Genomic DNA, 14,856 nt, shown 5'->3' with positions numbered 1-14,856 from the left:
TGGCTTATTGATTTTGGGAGGAGGTGCTTATGCTCAATCAAGAATTGGAGCTTAGTCTCAACATTGCTTTTGCCAAAGCAAGGGATAACAGACATGAATTTATGACTGTAGAGCACCTGTTGCTGGCGTTGTTAAGTAACACATCAGCGCGAGAAGCACTGGAGGCTTGTAAGGTCGACCTGGCAATATTACGCCAGGAATTAGAAAATTTTATAACTCAAACAACCCCTTTACTATCTGAGAATGATGATCGAGATACACAACCAACGTTGAGTTTTCAGCGTGTTTTGCAACGTGCGGTATTTCATGTTCAGTCTTCAGGGCGCTCAGAAGTTTCTGGGGCAAATGTGTTAGTTGCGATTTTTAGTGAACAGGAATCTCAGGCGGCTTATTTATTGCGTAAGCATGATGTTAGCCGACTGGATGTTGTGAATTTTATATCTCACGGAACACGTAAAGATGAACTCGATAGTGAGCCTCATCACAACGTTAATCCAGTTCAGGAAGAACAAGTGATAGGTGAAGATCGATTGGAGAATTTCACTACTAACCTGAATCTGTTAGCGCAGAAAGGACAGATTGATCCACTTGTCGGACGTCAGCATGAATTGGAAAGGACAATTCAGGTGCTATGTCGCCGGCGTAAGAACAATCCTTTGTTTGTGGGTGAATCCGGGGTTGGTAAAACTGCGATTGCAGAAGGGCTTGCATGGCGTATTGTGCAAGAAGATGTCCCTGAGGTGATGAAAGATTGTACGATTTATTCATTGGATATTGGTTCGTTACTGGCAGGAACAAAATATCGTGGCGATTTTGAGAAGCGCTTCAAGACCTTGTTAAAAACATTAGAACAAGATAGTAAAAGTATTCTCTTTATCGACGAAATTCATACCATTATCGGAGCTGGTGCTGCTTCGGGCGGGCAAGTGGATGCCGCTAATCTGATTAAACCACTTTTATCCAGTGGTCGTATCCGGGTAATTGGTTCAACAACTTATCAAGAATTCAGCAACATCTTTGAGAAAGATCGCGCTTTGGCTCGTCGGTTCCAGAAGATTGATATTCTTGAGCCTTCTTCTGAAGAAACAATACAGATTATTCATGGTTTACGAGCCAAATATGAGGCACATCATGATGTCCGCTATACATCGAAAGCTATTCGGGCTGCTGTTGAGTTATCCGTGAAATACATTACTGATCGCCATTTGCCGGACAAAGCTATTGATGTCATTGATGAAGCAGGAGCTCGAACAAGGTTAGTCCCGGTCAGTCGTCGCAGAAAGACTATCAATGTTTCAGACATTGAATCTGTTGTGGCTCGTATTGCCCGTATTCCTGAGAAAACAGTTTCAGCCAGTGATAAAGATGTATTGAGAACCCTGGATGATCGTTTGAAAATGTTGGTTTTTGGTCAGGGCAAAGCAATTGGAGTATTAACAGAAGCCATTAAAATGAGCCGTGCTGGTTTGAGGCAGGAGTATAAACCTGTTGGTTCTTTTCTATTTGCGGGGCCTACAGGGGTTGGTAAAACTGAAGTGACAGTTCAGTTAGCCAAAGTGCTTAATATCAAGCTACTGCGGTTTGATATGTCTGAATATATGGAGCGTCACACTGTTAGCCGCCTGATTGGTGCACCACCAGGTTATGTTGGCTATGATCAGGGTGGTTTATTGACAGATGCGATTATCAAACACCCTCATTCTGTATTGCTGCTTGACGAAATTGAGAAAGCTCACCCTGATGTATTCAATATACTGCTGCAAGTCATGGATAATGGAACATTGACTGATAACAATGGCCGGAAGGCTGATTTCCGCAATGTTATTTTGGTCATGACAACTAATGCCGGGGTGCGTGAGACCCTGCGTAAATCCATCGGTTTTACTGAGCAGGATAACAGTATTGATGGTATGGAAGAAATTAAGCGAACCTTTACCCCAGAATTCCGTAATCGACTTGATAGTATCATTTGGTTTGATGTACTTTCTGCGGAAGTTATTCAGCAAGTAGTTGATAAATTCATTGTTGAACTACAAGCTCAGTTGGATGAAAAAGGCGTTTCTCTGGAAATCAGTACAGATGCTCGTCACTGGTTATGTGATAAAGGGTACGATAAAGCGATGGGGGCTCGTCCTATGGCTCGCGTGATCCAGGATAGCCTGAAAAAACCTTTAGCCAATGAATTGCTGTTTGGTTCCTTAGTGCATGGCGGATCTGTCAGGATTACTTTTGATAAAGATAAGCAGGCACTGAAATACGATTTCAAAGGTGTACAAAAGTCGAATAAGAAAAAATCAGAAGATGCCGTACTATAAAAATAGGTACGGAAAAAACAAATACGGAAGACACTGGCCGTATGACTAAGAGTGACACCACAGGAGAATGCTGAAAAAATACATTTACCTGTGGTGTTATAGAAGGTATGTGAATCAGCGGCTACGGAAGACGATACGGCCTTTGCTCAGGTCATATGGGGTTAGCTCAACTGTAACCTTGTCTCCAGTCAGGATGCGGATGTAGTTCTTGCGCATTTTGCCTGAAATATGAGCAGTAACGACGTGTCCGTTTTCTAGTTCGACACGGAACATGGTGTTTGGCAGTGTGTCCAACACAGTGCCTTGCATTTCAATATTGTCTTCTTTGGCCATCTAATCCTCTAAATGTAACAACCATAGTTTTTAACCGGCAAGATAATGCCGAAAAACCCTCAACATGTAAAGGAATGTCGTATTTTAAACCATCATTTTCCTCATAATGGAATTGACACTCCCACCGTAAACAGCATAAATCACCAAGTGTTGATTATAATTCCAGCACTTGTCTATCCCAACAGCCAGCCTGCAATGATTGTTTTTTACATTGCTCAAGATACTGGAGAAATTCTCTCCTTGGAATATTTTTCGCGCCCAGTGACTCTGTATGGTGATTTAACACCTGGCAGTCAAACAGCTGACCGTTATGACGTAAAAAATGGTGATAGAATGCCACAAAAGCGCACTTAGATGCATTCTCCATTTTGCTGAACATCGATTCACCACAAAATAGCGTTCCTACACTAACACCGTATAATCCACCGACAAGCTGGTGTTCATGCCAGACTTCAACCGAATGAGCCAGACCTTCCTGATGCAGGGTTTGGTAACCTTGCTGAATGTCAGCACCGATCCACGTACCTTCTTGTCGCTGGGCACAGCCGTATATCACCTGATCGAAAGCATAGTTTACCGTAATTTGATAAGGATGTTTGCGAATAAAACGTCGCAGAGTACGTCCGGTATGTAATTCTCCCGGGATCAGGACCGCTCTGGGATCTGGAGACCACCATAAGGGAGGCTCATCAGGTGAAAACCATGGGAAAATTCCCTTACTATAAGCTGCTTTTAAGCGTTCTGCACTCAAATCCCCTCCGAATGCCAACAGACCATTCGGATCTGCTAATGCATTGGTTGGATGAGGAAACTCACATGAGTTATCCAATTGAGCTATCAACATAAAAGTTATCACTCCTGCTCAGGATAGTATTGTCGTTGATAGAATTGGTAATAACGCCCGTGCTGGGACAATAATACATCATGTTGCCCTTGCTCAATGATACGCCCCCCATCCATTACACAGATACGATCCATGTACTGTAAGCCAGTTAGCCGATGGGTAATCACAATAAGCGTTTTATTTTGGCAACTATCGCGTAATAACGACAGAATTTGTTGTTCAGTATCTGCATCAAGCCCTTCTGTCGGCTCATCCAGAAGCACAAGTGGAGAATTATGCAGCAATGCTCTGGCAATCCCCAGGCGGCGTTGCTCACCGCCAGAAAGTTGGCGTCCGCCTTCGCCTATCCAACAGTTTAGCTTTTCATTATTGCCTAACAAGTTTCCTAATCCGACCTGCTTTAACACTGTCGTTAATTCTTCATCAGTAGCATCTGGTTTTGCCAATAACAAATTTTCACGCAGAGTATGACTGAATACATGTATCCGCTGGGGAACGATAGACATCATTGATCTCAGTGTAGCTTCATCATAACGAGAGATAGGCTGTTGGTTGATTAAAATCTCTCCGTGATCAACATCCCATGCTCGGGTCAATAATTGTAAAAGAGTCGATTTACCGCAGCCTGTTTTGCCCAACAAAGCAACATGCTCACCAGCTTGCAGAGACAGAGAAATGTTCTGTAATACAGGCAAAGGTTGATTAGGATAAGTGAAATCAATGTTTTTTATCTCAAGACTGAGATTATCTGTACTTTCTGGTCCGTAAGCAGGAAAGGTGACTTCAGCTTTCTGGTGCATTAACTGAGAGACACGTGTAGCTGAGGAGATAACTTGTCCCATGTGCTGGAAAGCTACAGTGACTGGCCCAAGAGACTCAAAAGCAGCAAGAGCACAGAATGTAAACAGAGCAATCAACGCTCCGGGTTGATTGTTTCCGTCTATACCTGTTGCTGCCAGCCACAGTATCAGTGTCACTGTGACGCCAGTGGCAAAAATCATAATGGCTTGAGAAAGCCCCGTCAGATTAGCCTGTTGTTGTTGACACTTTAACCACCTGGATTCAACCTCAGACATTGAGTGGCGGAAGCGCCGGAGAGCACCGAATACGGTCAGCTCTGCCTGACCTTGTAATGCACTAGTGAGTAATGTTCGATATTGGCCGCGTAATAAAGTGATATTCCTGCCGTAAGGTTTGCCCGCATGATAAAACACAAAAGGTAATGTCAGCAGCAGCCCTAACAGAATACCACCAAGAGTATAGGCAAGTGTTTTATCAAGGAACCCCAAGCCAAATGTCAGGACAACAATAACGGCAAGTGCAGCAAGGACTGGAGACATGACGCGTAGATAGAGATGATCTAACGTTTCGACATCAGCCACAATCCTATTCAATAACTCTCCCTGGCGAAAACGAGCGATACCTCCCGGAGAAAGTGGCAGGATCTTCTGGAAGGTAAAAACCCGAAGATGTGCCAATACCCGGAATGTAGCATCATGGCTGACCAACCGCTCACCATAACGTCCGGCAGTGCGAAAAATAGCTGCCCCACGGACACCCGCCGCAGGCAGCATGTAATTGAAAGTATATTTTCCGGCAAATCCTGCTACAGCAGTGCCAGCAAGAAACCAACCGGACAGCGTAAGTAAGCCAATACTGGCTAGCAGGGTTACAACTGCTAAAATCATACCTAAACTAATAAGAAACCAATGGCGGCGATATAGTGCAAGAAAAGGGAGTAATACACGCATGATTAAAGCTCCACACTGCGATGAGACAACAGACGGAAAAATGCACTTTGAGTTTGAGATTGGCTCAAATTTTGATAGTTACCTTTTTCGATAATTAATCCGCCCTCCATAACCCAGATTTGGTCATATTCCAGCGTTTCTTCCAGTAAGTGTGTAACCAATAATGTCGTTTGCTGACTGGATGCCTGATTCAATGCCATCATCACGCGTTGTTCGCTATTAGCATCAAGGCTGGCTGCGGGTTCATCCAGTAACAAGAGCTGGCACGGATTTAATAATGCCCGTGCTACAGCGATACGCTGAGCTTGTCCAACAGATAAGCGTGCAGCATTATCACCAATAACTGTGTTTATGCCATCAGGGAGATCACAGACAAACTCATCGACATAAGCGCGCTTCATTACATCGTGGATCTGTTCTGGTGTTGCATCAAATTGACCAAGACGAATATTATCGAGTACGGTTTGTTCCGGCAGATGAGGGTTCTGCCCAACCCAACTTACTTTTTCACGCCATTTATCGAGATCAAGCTGACGTAATTCGTTTCCATTGATTTTCAATGAACCTCGGTAAGGAAGAAAACCGAGTAACACATTTATCAGTGAACTTTTTCCTGCGCCACTTTTTCCCACTAATGCAATGCGTTGATGTTTATCAATTGTAAAATTTAAAGGACCAGCAAGACAATGCCCATCGTGTGACAGAATTTCCAATTCGCTTGCTTCAATAGTCACTGGTTCTTTATCTGACAAGGTTTTTCTGCCACCGTATGTGGTGTGCTCCCCGTCGCTGCTTAACAAAGTGAAAAGTGATTCCGCAGCGCCCACAGCCTGGGCTTTGGCATGATAAAAAGTGCCCAAATCACGCAGCGGTTGGAAGAATTCAGGAGCAAGGATAAGTGTGAGGAAACCGGCAAATAATGTCACGCCAAGGCCATAACTGCCAAAATGCAACTCTCCCAGATAAGAAAAACCAAAATAAACAGCGACAACAGCAATGGAAACAGCGGCAAAGAACTCTAATACCGCAGAAGATAAAAATGCCATACGTAGTACTTCCATTGTTCTGCGTCGGAAATCTTCTGTTGATTCGGTAACTTGTTTAATTTCGGCTTTTCCCCGATGGAACAAACGCAGTGTTTCGAGACCACGTAAACGATCCAGAAAATTACCACTTAAGCGACTGAGTGCAACAAAATTGCGTCGGTTAGCATCAGCAGCCCCTAATCCGACCAGGGCCATGAAAATAGGGATTAATGGCGCAGTTACGAACAGAATAACGCCAGCAGCCCAATTGATGGGAAAGATAGTGATCAGGATTAAGACAGGGATAGTAGCCGCAAGGGTCATTTGGGGTAAATAGCGGGAATAAAAATCCTGCATGTCTTCAATTTGTTCCAGAATAATGGTCGCCCAGCTACCAGCAGGTTTGCCTTTTACCCAAACAGGTCCCAATTGTGTCAGTTTATCCAATACCATACCGCGGATTTGTTGACGCACGACTTTACCGCAGATAAACCCGATACGCTCCCGGACAGCACTGACAATGGCTCTCAGCGTGAAAGTGGCCATCAACATCAGGAATTGGTTGATGAGATTTTCACGGGGGACATTATCCATAATAAGCGCCTGAAGAATAGAAGCGAGAAGCCAGGCCTGAGTGATAATCAGTAAACCACCAATTAGCCCTAGCAGCATGGATAGACGAAGCCATCGACGGGCTGGGGCACTTTGTTGTCTCAGCCATCGAACAAGTTCAGATTGTCTTGTTTTGTCCATAAGAAAAATTTCAGATTAGCAGATGATGATACGGCGTATCAAAAAAGCTGGTAATCGTGTTGCCAGCTTCCGCGTACTATGTTTTATCTACAAAAAAATGTTACCTGTTAAAAAGCGCTATCGAAATAGCGCTTTTAGGGAAAGATAATCTTATTTGGTTGCCAATCCGTCCAGAAAACGTTCGGCATCCAGCGCAGCCATACAGCCCGTGCCGGCTGAAGTGATAGCTTGTCGATAAACATGATCCATGACATCACCTGCGGCAAATATGCCGGGAATGGAAGTCTGGGTGGCATTTCCATGCAGACCGGACTGAACTTTGATGTACCCGTTTTCCAGTTCAAGCTGTCCTGCAAAAATGTCGGTATTAGGACTATGACCGATGGCGATGAAAACACCTGCAACATCTAGCTCTTCAGTATTGTCACTTTTCGTATCGCGAATACGGATACCTGTTACACCCATTTCATCACCCAAAACTTCGTCTAGGGTGCGGTCAGTATGCAAAATAATATTGCCGTTTTTAACTTTATCCATCAAACGGTCAATTAAGATCTTTTCTGAACGGAAAGTATCACGGCGGTGGATCAGGTGAACTTCAGACGCAATATTCGCCAGGTATAATGCTTCTTCAACAGCAGTATTACCGCCACCTACGACAGCAACTTTTTGTTTACGGTAGAAGAAACCATCACAAGTTGCACAGGCAGAAACACCACGTCCTTTGAATTCTTCTTCGGAAAGCAATCCCAAATAACGGGCAGAAGCACCTGTTGCGATAATTAAAGAATCACAGGTATATTCCTGATCATCACCATATAGATGGAATGGTTTTTTTGAAAAATCAACTTTCTTAATGTGATCAGTTATAATTTCTGTCTGAAATTTTTCAGCGTGCTGGAACATACGCTCCATCAGAACAGGGCCTGTTAGCCCTTCAGGATCACCGGGCCAGTTTTCAACTTCAGTCGTGGTGGTCAATTGACCGCCTTTCTCAACCCCGGTAATGAGTACGGGATTTAGATTAGCACGGGCCGCATAAACAGCAGCAGTATAACCAGCAGGACCTGAGCCGAGAATGATGAGCTTACTGTGTTTGGCTGTACTCATGAATACCTCATTTCCATTATCGCATATTGCAGATTTAGGGATTGTAGGAGAAATAATAAGTTAAAAAAAGCGGTTATCAGATAAAATATTCATGTTATTAACGATTTTACCGATAGATAGTAACTGTGATGTAATGGGAATGTAAGGAGTGAGTGCTTAACTTTTTGAATTGAACATCATTTATTCGTTTTAGGCATGAAACGAGCTATTGAAACGATTTACCGAAAATTTGTTTGGTAGGTTGTTCTGATTTTTGTTCATTTACTTTGACAATCGGCTATGCATTTGCGAAAACATCTGTGTAAGAGATAATTATCTGCCTCGCTAATCAATTGTTTCTATAGAATAGACAATTTGGAGTAGATGATTTTCTCATAGAATATTAAAAATTGCCGATAAGCTGCTTTCTGAGAGACCCAGTGTTTTGGGAAAATCGTGTTTTGGGCGATTCCATTCTGGAAGACGGTGCTCTAGTAAGTCGTGTTTTGGTTAATCGAGTTCTGGGAAATTGTATTCTGGAAGATTACGTGCAGACCCCAAACCTTGGTTACAGATTGAGCTTTAGCCTTTGAAGACATCTTTTCCAGCTCAGCTGCTTTAAAGAGATAGGGAAAATGTTATGGGTGTAGGAATATAAAGAGAGAGCAATAAGATGATAGATAATAAGAAGCGTCCAGGAAAAGATCTTGATCGCATAGACCGTAATATCCTTAACGAATTGCAGAAAGACGGCCGTATTTCTAATGTGGAATTATCCAAACGGGTAGGATTATCACCTACACCTTGTCTGGAGCGTGTACGTCGTTTAGAGCGTCAAGGCTTTATTTCTGGTTATACCGCCTTGCTGAATCCCCATTACCTGGATGCATCATTGCTGGTGTTCGTTGAAATCACCCTAAACCGTGGAGCGGCAGATGTTTTTGAGCAGTTCAATACTGCCGTACAAAAATTGGAAGAAATTCAAGAATGCCATTTGGTTTCAGGGGATTTTGACTACTTACTGAAAACACGTGTGCCAGACATGTCTGCGTACCGTAAATTGCTAGGAGAGACCTTATTACGTCTTCCGGGCGTTAACGATACTCGTACTTATGTAGTAATGGAAGAAGTGAAACAGAGTAACCGTTTGGTCATTAAGACTCGTTAAGCTTTTGTCTACAATGTACAGTGTATAGATGCAAAACAGGAAAAATTTAGGTACACTCCTGTTTATGCATACAGTTTCAACGCTGAGCTATCCTCAGCGTTGTTCCGTTTAATCAACAGGAAAACCTGGAGAGCCTTTCTTGAACCAGGAATATACAGAAGACAAACGTGTTAGGTTAAAAAGAGTAAGCAGTGGCCGTCGGCTTCTGGAAGCCGTTCTGTTGGTTATTGCCATATGTGCCGTATATTTAATGGTAGCACTTGTCAGTTTTCATCCTTCCGATCCTAGCTGGTCACAAACTGCCTGGCATGAACCTGTTCATAATTTAGGTGGCAGCATTGGTGCCTGGTTGTCAGACATACTATTCTCAGCATTTGGTATTCTTGCCTATGCAGTCCCACCCTTAATGCTTTCGGGTTGTTGGAATGCTTTCCGTCAGAAAGATAGGCAAGAGTATGTGGATTTCTTCACACTGGCATTACGTGTTATTGGTGCCTTAACTCTTATTTTGACTTCATGTGGTTTGGCTGAACTCAATATTGATGATTTCGATGATTTTGCTTCAGGTGGTGTTATCGGTAGTCTGTTCAGTAATGCGATCCTGCCGTGGTTTAACATCCTTGGTGCAACGTTGGCCCTGCTTGGTACATGGGCTATCGGGTTCACATTATTTACGGGTTGGTCCTGGCTTACCATTGCAGAAAAAATTGGGGAGTACACTCTGGATTCGCTCAGTTTTGTGGTTAATCGTGGGCGTACTCAAACTGATTATGATGATGAAGTGGAAAAAAAAGTTGTTCCAGAATTTTCTGATGATACAAGCCATTCTAAACAAGAGGAGTCTAAAGTAGCTCCTGTTAAGGCAATTCATGTTATTCAAAACGCTATTGCTGATGATGAAGATGATGTATTGCTGACAGCTCCAACAGTGACAGAGTTGGTAAATACTGATTCAGAACAGCCAGTTATGGAAAAGTCAGCGGAAAAAATTTCACCTGAAATCGTTTCCCCTAAGCATGAAAGTACTTCACCTGAACAGATGCAATCTACTCTGGAACAAGACGATAAATCTCACCTGATTAAGCCATACATATCCATAGTTCCGGAAGCAGTATCAATTCAAACGGAATTAAAGCACGCTGGGGCTGAACAGGTTGTTGGATCAGAACAAACTGAAAATAGTCAGGAGCAAGAGCCTACCCGATATACATTTGAGCTGCCTGATGAGCACCAGCCGGGGAATGACATAGTGACACAGAGTGCTATGCCAATGTCACCACCTTCAAAAGATAGTACTGATTTGCAGGGGGCGGTAACTGGCTCTGTTGCTGTTGTGAAAAATCCTCAGATGAAACAGGGAATAGGTCCTGAAATGCCAAGGCCGAATCCGGTACGAATACCGACTCGCCGTGAATTGTATGGTATTAAAGTCCCTTCTCACCGTTTGTCTGAGCATTTGCAGCGGAAAGACAGACAGGACGAACTCAATGCTGAAGCTGAAGAACAGAAAATGGATGAGCAGCAGCAAGATATGCTACGTGAGCAATTTATTGCTCAACAGCGTGAGCGTTATGGCTGTGATTTGGAAAAAGCGGTTGAGAACCGTGATGATAAAATACCAATCACCATTGATCAGCAAGCAGAACAGGAAGAAATGTTGCGGAAGGCATTTGAACAGCAGCAACGTGAACGTTATCAAAGCCAGCCTGCTGTTTCGCAGCAGTCTGAAAAGCCTGTGTTTGATTATTTTGCACCAAATAATAGCGTAGAAATTCCCGAGCCGACAGAACCATTATTTATGCCTTCGGAGTCCATACTATCGGAAGACGCTATTCAGCCAGACCAGGAAAAAAATATTGTTCCTGTTACAACAAATTCATCTGTTTTAAAAACTTCTTATCAGCCGGAAACTACGCATAATTTTGCGCAGCAACCGCAGCAACCGCAGCAACCGCAGCAACCGCAGCAACCGCAGCAACCGCAGCAACCAAGCCTGTTTCATCCATTTTTGGTACGTAATGATCAGCCATTACCTAAGCCGACTACACCGATGCCTTCTTTAGATCTTCTGGCAGAACCTCCAGCAGAAGCAGAACCGATTGATATGTTTGCGCTGGAACAAACTTCGCGTTTAATTGAAGCTCGTCTGAATGATTATCGTGTCAAAGCGGATGTTGTTGAGTTCTCTCCAGGTCCTGTAATCACGCGTTTTGAGTTGGATTTAGCGCCTGGGGTTAAAGCTTCCCGCATCTCTAATTTATCTCGCGATCTTGCACGTTCACTTTCGGCTGTGGCAGTTCGTATTGTCGAAGTGATCCCGGGAAGACCTTATGTGGGCTTGGAATTACCGAATAAAAAACGCCAGACCGTTTATTTACGGGAAGTGCTGGATTGTGAAAAGTTCCGTGATGACCCGTCACCATTAACTATCGTTTTGGGAAAAGATATCGCTGGTCAGCCTGTTGTTGCTGATTTGGGGAAAATGCCTCATTTGCTGGTGGCAGGGACGACAGGTTCGGGAAAATCAGTCGGCGTTAATGCCATGATCCTCAGCATTTTGTATAAAGCGAAACCAGAAGATGTTCGTTTTATCATGATAGACCCGAAAATGCTTGAGTTATCTGTTTACGAAGGTATTCCGCATTTGTTGACAGAAGTGGTCACTGATATGAAAGATGCAGCCAACGCATTGCGTTGGTGTGTCAATGAAATGGAACGCCGTTATAAGTTGATGTCAGCTTTAGGTGTGCGCAATATCGCGGGTTATAACGATAAGATCAAACAGGCTGAAAATATGGGCCGTCCGATCCCAGATCCATTCTGGAAGCCCGGTGACAGCATGGATGTGATACATCCTGTACTGAAAAAAGAGCCTTATATTGTTGTTATGGTCGATGAGTTTGCCGATTTGATGATGACAGTCGGGAAAAAAGTGGAAGAGTTAATTGCGCGTTTGGCACAGAAAGCACGAGCTGCGGGTATCCATCTGGTACTGGCTACACAGCGTCCTTCTGTTGATATCATTACAGGATTGATTAAGGCTAATATTCCTACACGAATTGCATTCACCGTTTCCAGTAAAATTGATTCCCGTACTATTCTTGATCAGGGCGGAGCGGAATCATTGCTTGGTATGGGTGATATGCTCTATTTGGCACCAAACTCTTCGATTCCTGTACGTGTCCACGGTGCTTTTGTGCGTGATCAGGAAGTCCATGAAGTTGTTAATGACTGGAAAGCACGTGGTCGCCCTCAATACATCGATAATATTATTAAAGGGGGTGAAGATGGCGAAGGAGGATTGGGATTAGACAGTGATGAAGAGCTGGATCCTCTGTTTGATCAGGCAGTTGAATTTGTGATTGAAAAACGCCGGGTATCTATCTCCGGGGTACAACGTCAATTCCGCATTGGTTATAACCGGGCAGCTCGGATTGTAGAACAGATGGAAGCTCAGCAAATTGTCAGTGCGCCTGGTCATAATGGCAATCGTGAAGTTTTAGCACCTCCGCCACATGAACACTGAGCATCATTTTAAATTCGGCATCGGCTATTGTGATGCCGATAATATATGAATTGAAGGTACTCACACATGAAAAAACTGATGTTGATTGGTTGTCTGATGATGGGAATGAGCGTGAGTTCTGCATGGGCTGATGCTGCACAAGGTTTGCAGGGGCGTTTGAATAAGGTAAATAGTTTTCACGCGAACTTTACCCAGACTGTTACCAGCAGTGACGGTTCAACAATCCAAAATGGTGAAGGGCAACTCTGGGTTAAACGTCCCAATTTGTTTAATTGGCATATGACATCGCCTGATGAAAGTACTTTGATTTCTGATGGCAAAACATTGTGGTTCTACAATCCTTTTGTCGAGCAAGTAACAGCTAATTGGCTGAAAGATGCTACGGGTAATACACCGTTTATGTTGATTGCTCGTAATGATCCCGCCGATTGGAAACAATACAGAGTGACACAAAATGGTAATAATTTTGAACTGACGCCTAATAATGCCAATGGAAATCTGAAACATTTTTCAATCACAGTGACACCTGATGGCACTATTCAGAAATTCACGGCAGTTGAACAAGACGGTCAGAAAAGCGCATATCAGTTGAAAGGGCAGCAGAATACCAGCGTAGATGCGTCAAAATTCAAATTCACTTTACCAGAAGGTGTTACGCTGGATGATCAACGCCAGTGAGGTTTAAGTGAACAATCTTTTACTCGATTTTTCACAGAATGAGTTTCAGCCACTGGCTGCAAAAATGCGGCCAGTTACGCTGGATCGTTATATTGGACAGCAACATCTATTGGCAGAGGGGAAACCTTTGCCAAGGGCGATCCGTACAGGTCGTCTTCATTCCATGATTTTGTGGGGGCCGCCGGGCACGGGGAAAACGACGCTGGCTGAAATTATCGGCTATCATGCGCAAGCAGATATTGAACGCATTTCTGCCGTTACATCCGGTATCAAAGAGATACGTGAATCTATAGAAAAAGCGCGGCAGAATCGCAATGCTGGGCGTAGAACAATTTTGTTTGTCGATGAAGTTCACCGATTTAACAAAAGCCAGCAAGATGCCTTTTTGCCGCATATTGAAGATGGCACCATCACATTCATTGGTGCCACGACTGAAAACCCCTCTTTTGAACTAAATTCAGCACTGTTATCACGGGCGCGAGTCTATTTATTGAAATCTCTTTCGCCAGCAGAAATAGAACAAGTGCTTATTCAGGCCATAAATGATAAAGAGCATGGACTTGGTGGGCAAAATATCGTGTTGCCGGACAGCACTCGCCAGATGGTAGCAGAGTTGGTCGCAGGGGATGCACGTCGTTCATTGAACTTGCTGGAAATGATGTCGGATATGGCGGAAGTCAATGTACAAGGGCAACGTATCCTGACTCCAGAGTTACTGAAAGAGGTTAGCGGGGAGCGGAGTGCGCGGTTTGATAATCAAGGTGATCGATATTACGACTTAATATCGGCTTTGCATAAATCGATCCGTGGTTCTTCACCGGATGCCGCACTTTACTGGTATGCCAGAATTATTACCGCGGGTGGAGATCCGCTTTATGTTGCCCGCCGCTTATTGGCGATAGCGTCTGAAGATGTAGGTAATGCTGATCCGCGTGGAATGCAGATAGCAATTGCTGCATGGGATTGTTTTACCCGTGTTGGAGCAGCAGAGGGAGAACGGGCAATTGCTCAGGCAATTGTTTATCTTGCCTGTGCTCCCAAAAGTAATGCTGTTTACACGGCATTTAAAGCAGCGATGGCAGATGCACAAGAAAAGCCGGATTACGACGTTCCTGCGCATCTGCGTAATGCTCCAACCAAATTGATGAACGAAATGGGTTTTGGTGAAGGATACCGTTATGCTCATGATGAGCCCAATGCGTATGCGGCGGGAGAAGTTTATTTTCCACCTGAGATGCAACGTACTCGTTATTACCACCCGACTAACAGAGGGCTGGAAGGTAAGATTGGTGAAAAATTAAACTGGTTGATGGAACAAGACCAAAGTAGTTCAATAAAACGCTATCGTTAATATCATTGATACGGTAAGGTTGA

10 protein-coding genes are annotated in these 14,856 nt (G+C 43.8%); 5 read left to right on the top strand and 5 right to left on the bottom strand.

Annotated features, from left to right (window positions below):
- Positions 1-29 precede the first annotated feature (29 nt).
- On the top strand, positions 30-2,315 hold the full coding sequence (gene clpA / locus BDD26_RS18220; protein WP_115827355.1) for an ATP-dependent Clp protease ATP-binding subunit ClpA: 2,286 nt from the start codon (positions 30-32) through the stop codon (positions 2,313-2,315).
- 114 nt (positions 2,316-2,429) lie between these two features.
- On the opposite strand, the gene infA is transcribed toward clpA, so the two are convergent.
- The 5 genes from infA to trxB form a co-directional block, all read right to left on the bottom strand.
- A complete protein-coding gene (gene infA / locus BDD26_RS18215; protein WP_002211347.1) occupies positions 2,430-2,648 on the bottom strand; it encodes a translation initiation factor IF-1 in 219 nt (72 codons plus the stop codon).
- A 154-nt stretch (positions 2,649-2,802) separates the two neighbouring features.
- A complete protein-coding gene (aat, locus tag BDD26_RS18210) occupies positions 2,803-3,492 on the bottom strand; it encodes a leucyl/phenylalanyl-tRNA--protein transferase (protein WP_038259453.1) in 690 nt (229 codons plus the stop codon).
- Positions 3,493-3,500: 8 nt separating this feature from the next.
- Positions 3,501-5,243, bottom strand: a complete 1,743-nt coding sequence (cydC, locus tag BDD26_RS18205; protein WP_115827354.1) for a heme ABC transporter ATP-binding protein/permease CydC — start codon at positions 5,241-5,243, stop codon at positions 3,501-3,503.
- A gap of 2 nt (positions 5,244-5,245) precedes the next feature.
- Positions 5,246-7,021: a heme ABC transporter permease/ATP-binding protein CydD gene (gene cydD / locus BDD26_RS18200; RefSeq protein WP_115827353.1), complete on the bottom strand. Its 1,776-nt coding sequence runs from the start codon at positions 7,019-7,021 to the stop codon at positions 5,246-5,248.
- Between the two features lie 150 nt (positions 7,022-7,171).
- Positions 7,172-8,131, bottom strand: coding sequence for a thioredoxin-disulfide reductase (trxB, locus tag BDD26_RS18195; protein WP_038259446.1), 960 nt, complete (start codon positions 8,129-8,131; stop codon positions 7,172-7,174).
- Between the two features lie 652 nt (positions 8,132-8,783).
- Between trxB and lrp the strand changes: the two genes are divergently transcribed.
- The 4 genes from lrp (at position 8,784) to BDD26_RS18175 (ending at position 14,833) form a co-directional block, all read left to right on the top strand.
- A complete protein-coding gene (gene lrp, locus BDD26_RS18190; RefSeq protein ID WP_004256338.1) occupies positions 8,784-9,278 on the top strand; it encodes a leucine-responsive transcriptional regulator Lrp in 495 nt (164 codons plus the stop codon).
- Positions 9,279-9,417: 139 nt separating this feature from the next.
- Positions 9,418-12,804 carry a DNA translocase FtsK 4TM domain-containing protein gene (locus tag BDD26_RS18185; RefSeq protein ID WP_115827352.1) on the top strand — a complete coding sequence of 1,129 codons (3,387 nt, stop codon included), beginning with the start codon at positions 9,418-9,420 and terminating at the stop codon, positions 12,802-12,804.
- A gap of 66 nt (positions 12,805-12,870) precedes the next feature.
- Positions 12,871-13,482 (top strand): outer membrane lipoprotein periplasmic chaperone LolA, encoded by a 612-nt coding sequence (gene lolA / locus BDD26_RS18180; protein ID WP_038269267.1) that lies wholly within the window; start codon positions 12,871-12,873, stop codon positions 13,480-13,482.
- A 7-nt stretch (positions 13,483-13,489) separates the two neighbouring features.
- Positions 13,490-14,833, top strand: a complete 1,344-nt coding sequence (locus BDD26_RS18175; protein ID WP_115827351.1) for a replication-associated recombination protein A — start codon at positions 13,490-13,492, stop codon at positions 14,831-14,833.
- Positions 14,834-14,856 lie beyond the last annotated feature (23 nt).

Source organism: Xenorhabdus cabanillasii (assembly GCF_003386665.1).
GTDB lineage: Bacteria > Pseudomonadota > Gammaproteobacteria > Enterobacterales > Enterobacteriaceae > Xenorhabdus > Xenorhabdus cabanillasii.
This window is presented reverse-complemented; position numbering and strand designations above follow the sequence as displayed.

What these genes read in the sequence shown, in the direction of transcription:
- cydD (WP_115827353.1), bottom strand. Translation starts at nt 7,021, where the DNA reads ATGGACAAAACAAGACAATCTGAACTTGTTCGATGGCTGAGACAACAA.
- aat (WP_038259453.1), bottom strand. Translation starts at nt 3,492, where the DNA reads ATGTTGATAGCTCAATTGGATAACTCATGTGAGTTTCCTCATCCAACC.
- lolA (WP_038269267.1), top strand. Translation starts at nt 12,871, where the DNA reads ATGAAAAAACTGATGTTGATTGGTTGTCTGATGATGGGAATGAGCGTG.
- clpA (WP_115827355.1), top strand. Translation starts at nt 30, where the DNA reads ATGCTCAATCAAGAATTGGAGCTTAGTCTCAACATTGCTTTTGCCAAA.
- infA (WP_002211347.1), bottom strand. Translation starts at nt 2,648, where the DNA reads ATGGCCAAAGAAGACAATATTGAAATGCAAGGCACTGTGTTGGACACA.
- lrp (WP_004256338.1), top strand. Translation starts at nt 8,784, where the DNA reads ATGATAGATAATAAGAAGCGTCCAGGAAAAGATCTTGATCGCATAGAC.
- cydC (WP_115827354.1), bottom strand. Translation starts at nt 5,243, where the DNA reads ATGCGTGTATTACTCCCTTTTCTTGCACTATATCGCCGCCATTGGTTT.
- trxB (WP_038259446.1), bottom strand. Translation starts at nt 8,131, where the DNA reads ATGAGTACAGCCAAACACAGTAAGCTCATCATTCTCGGCTCAGGTCCT.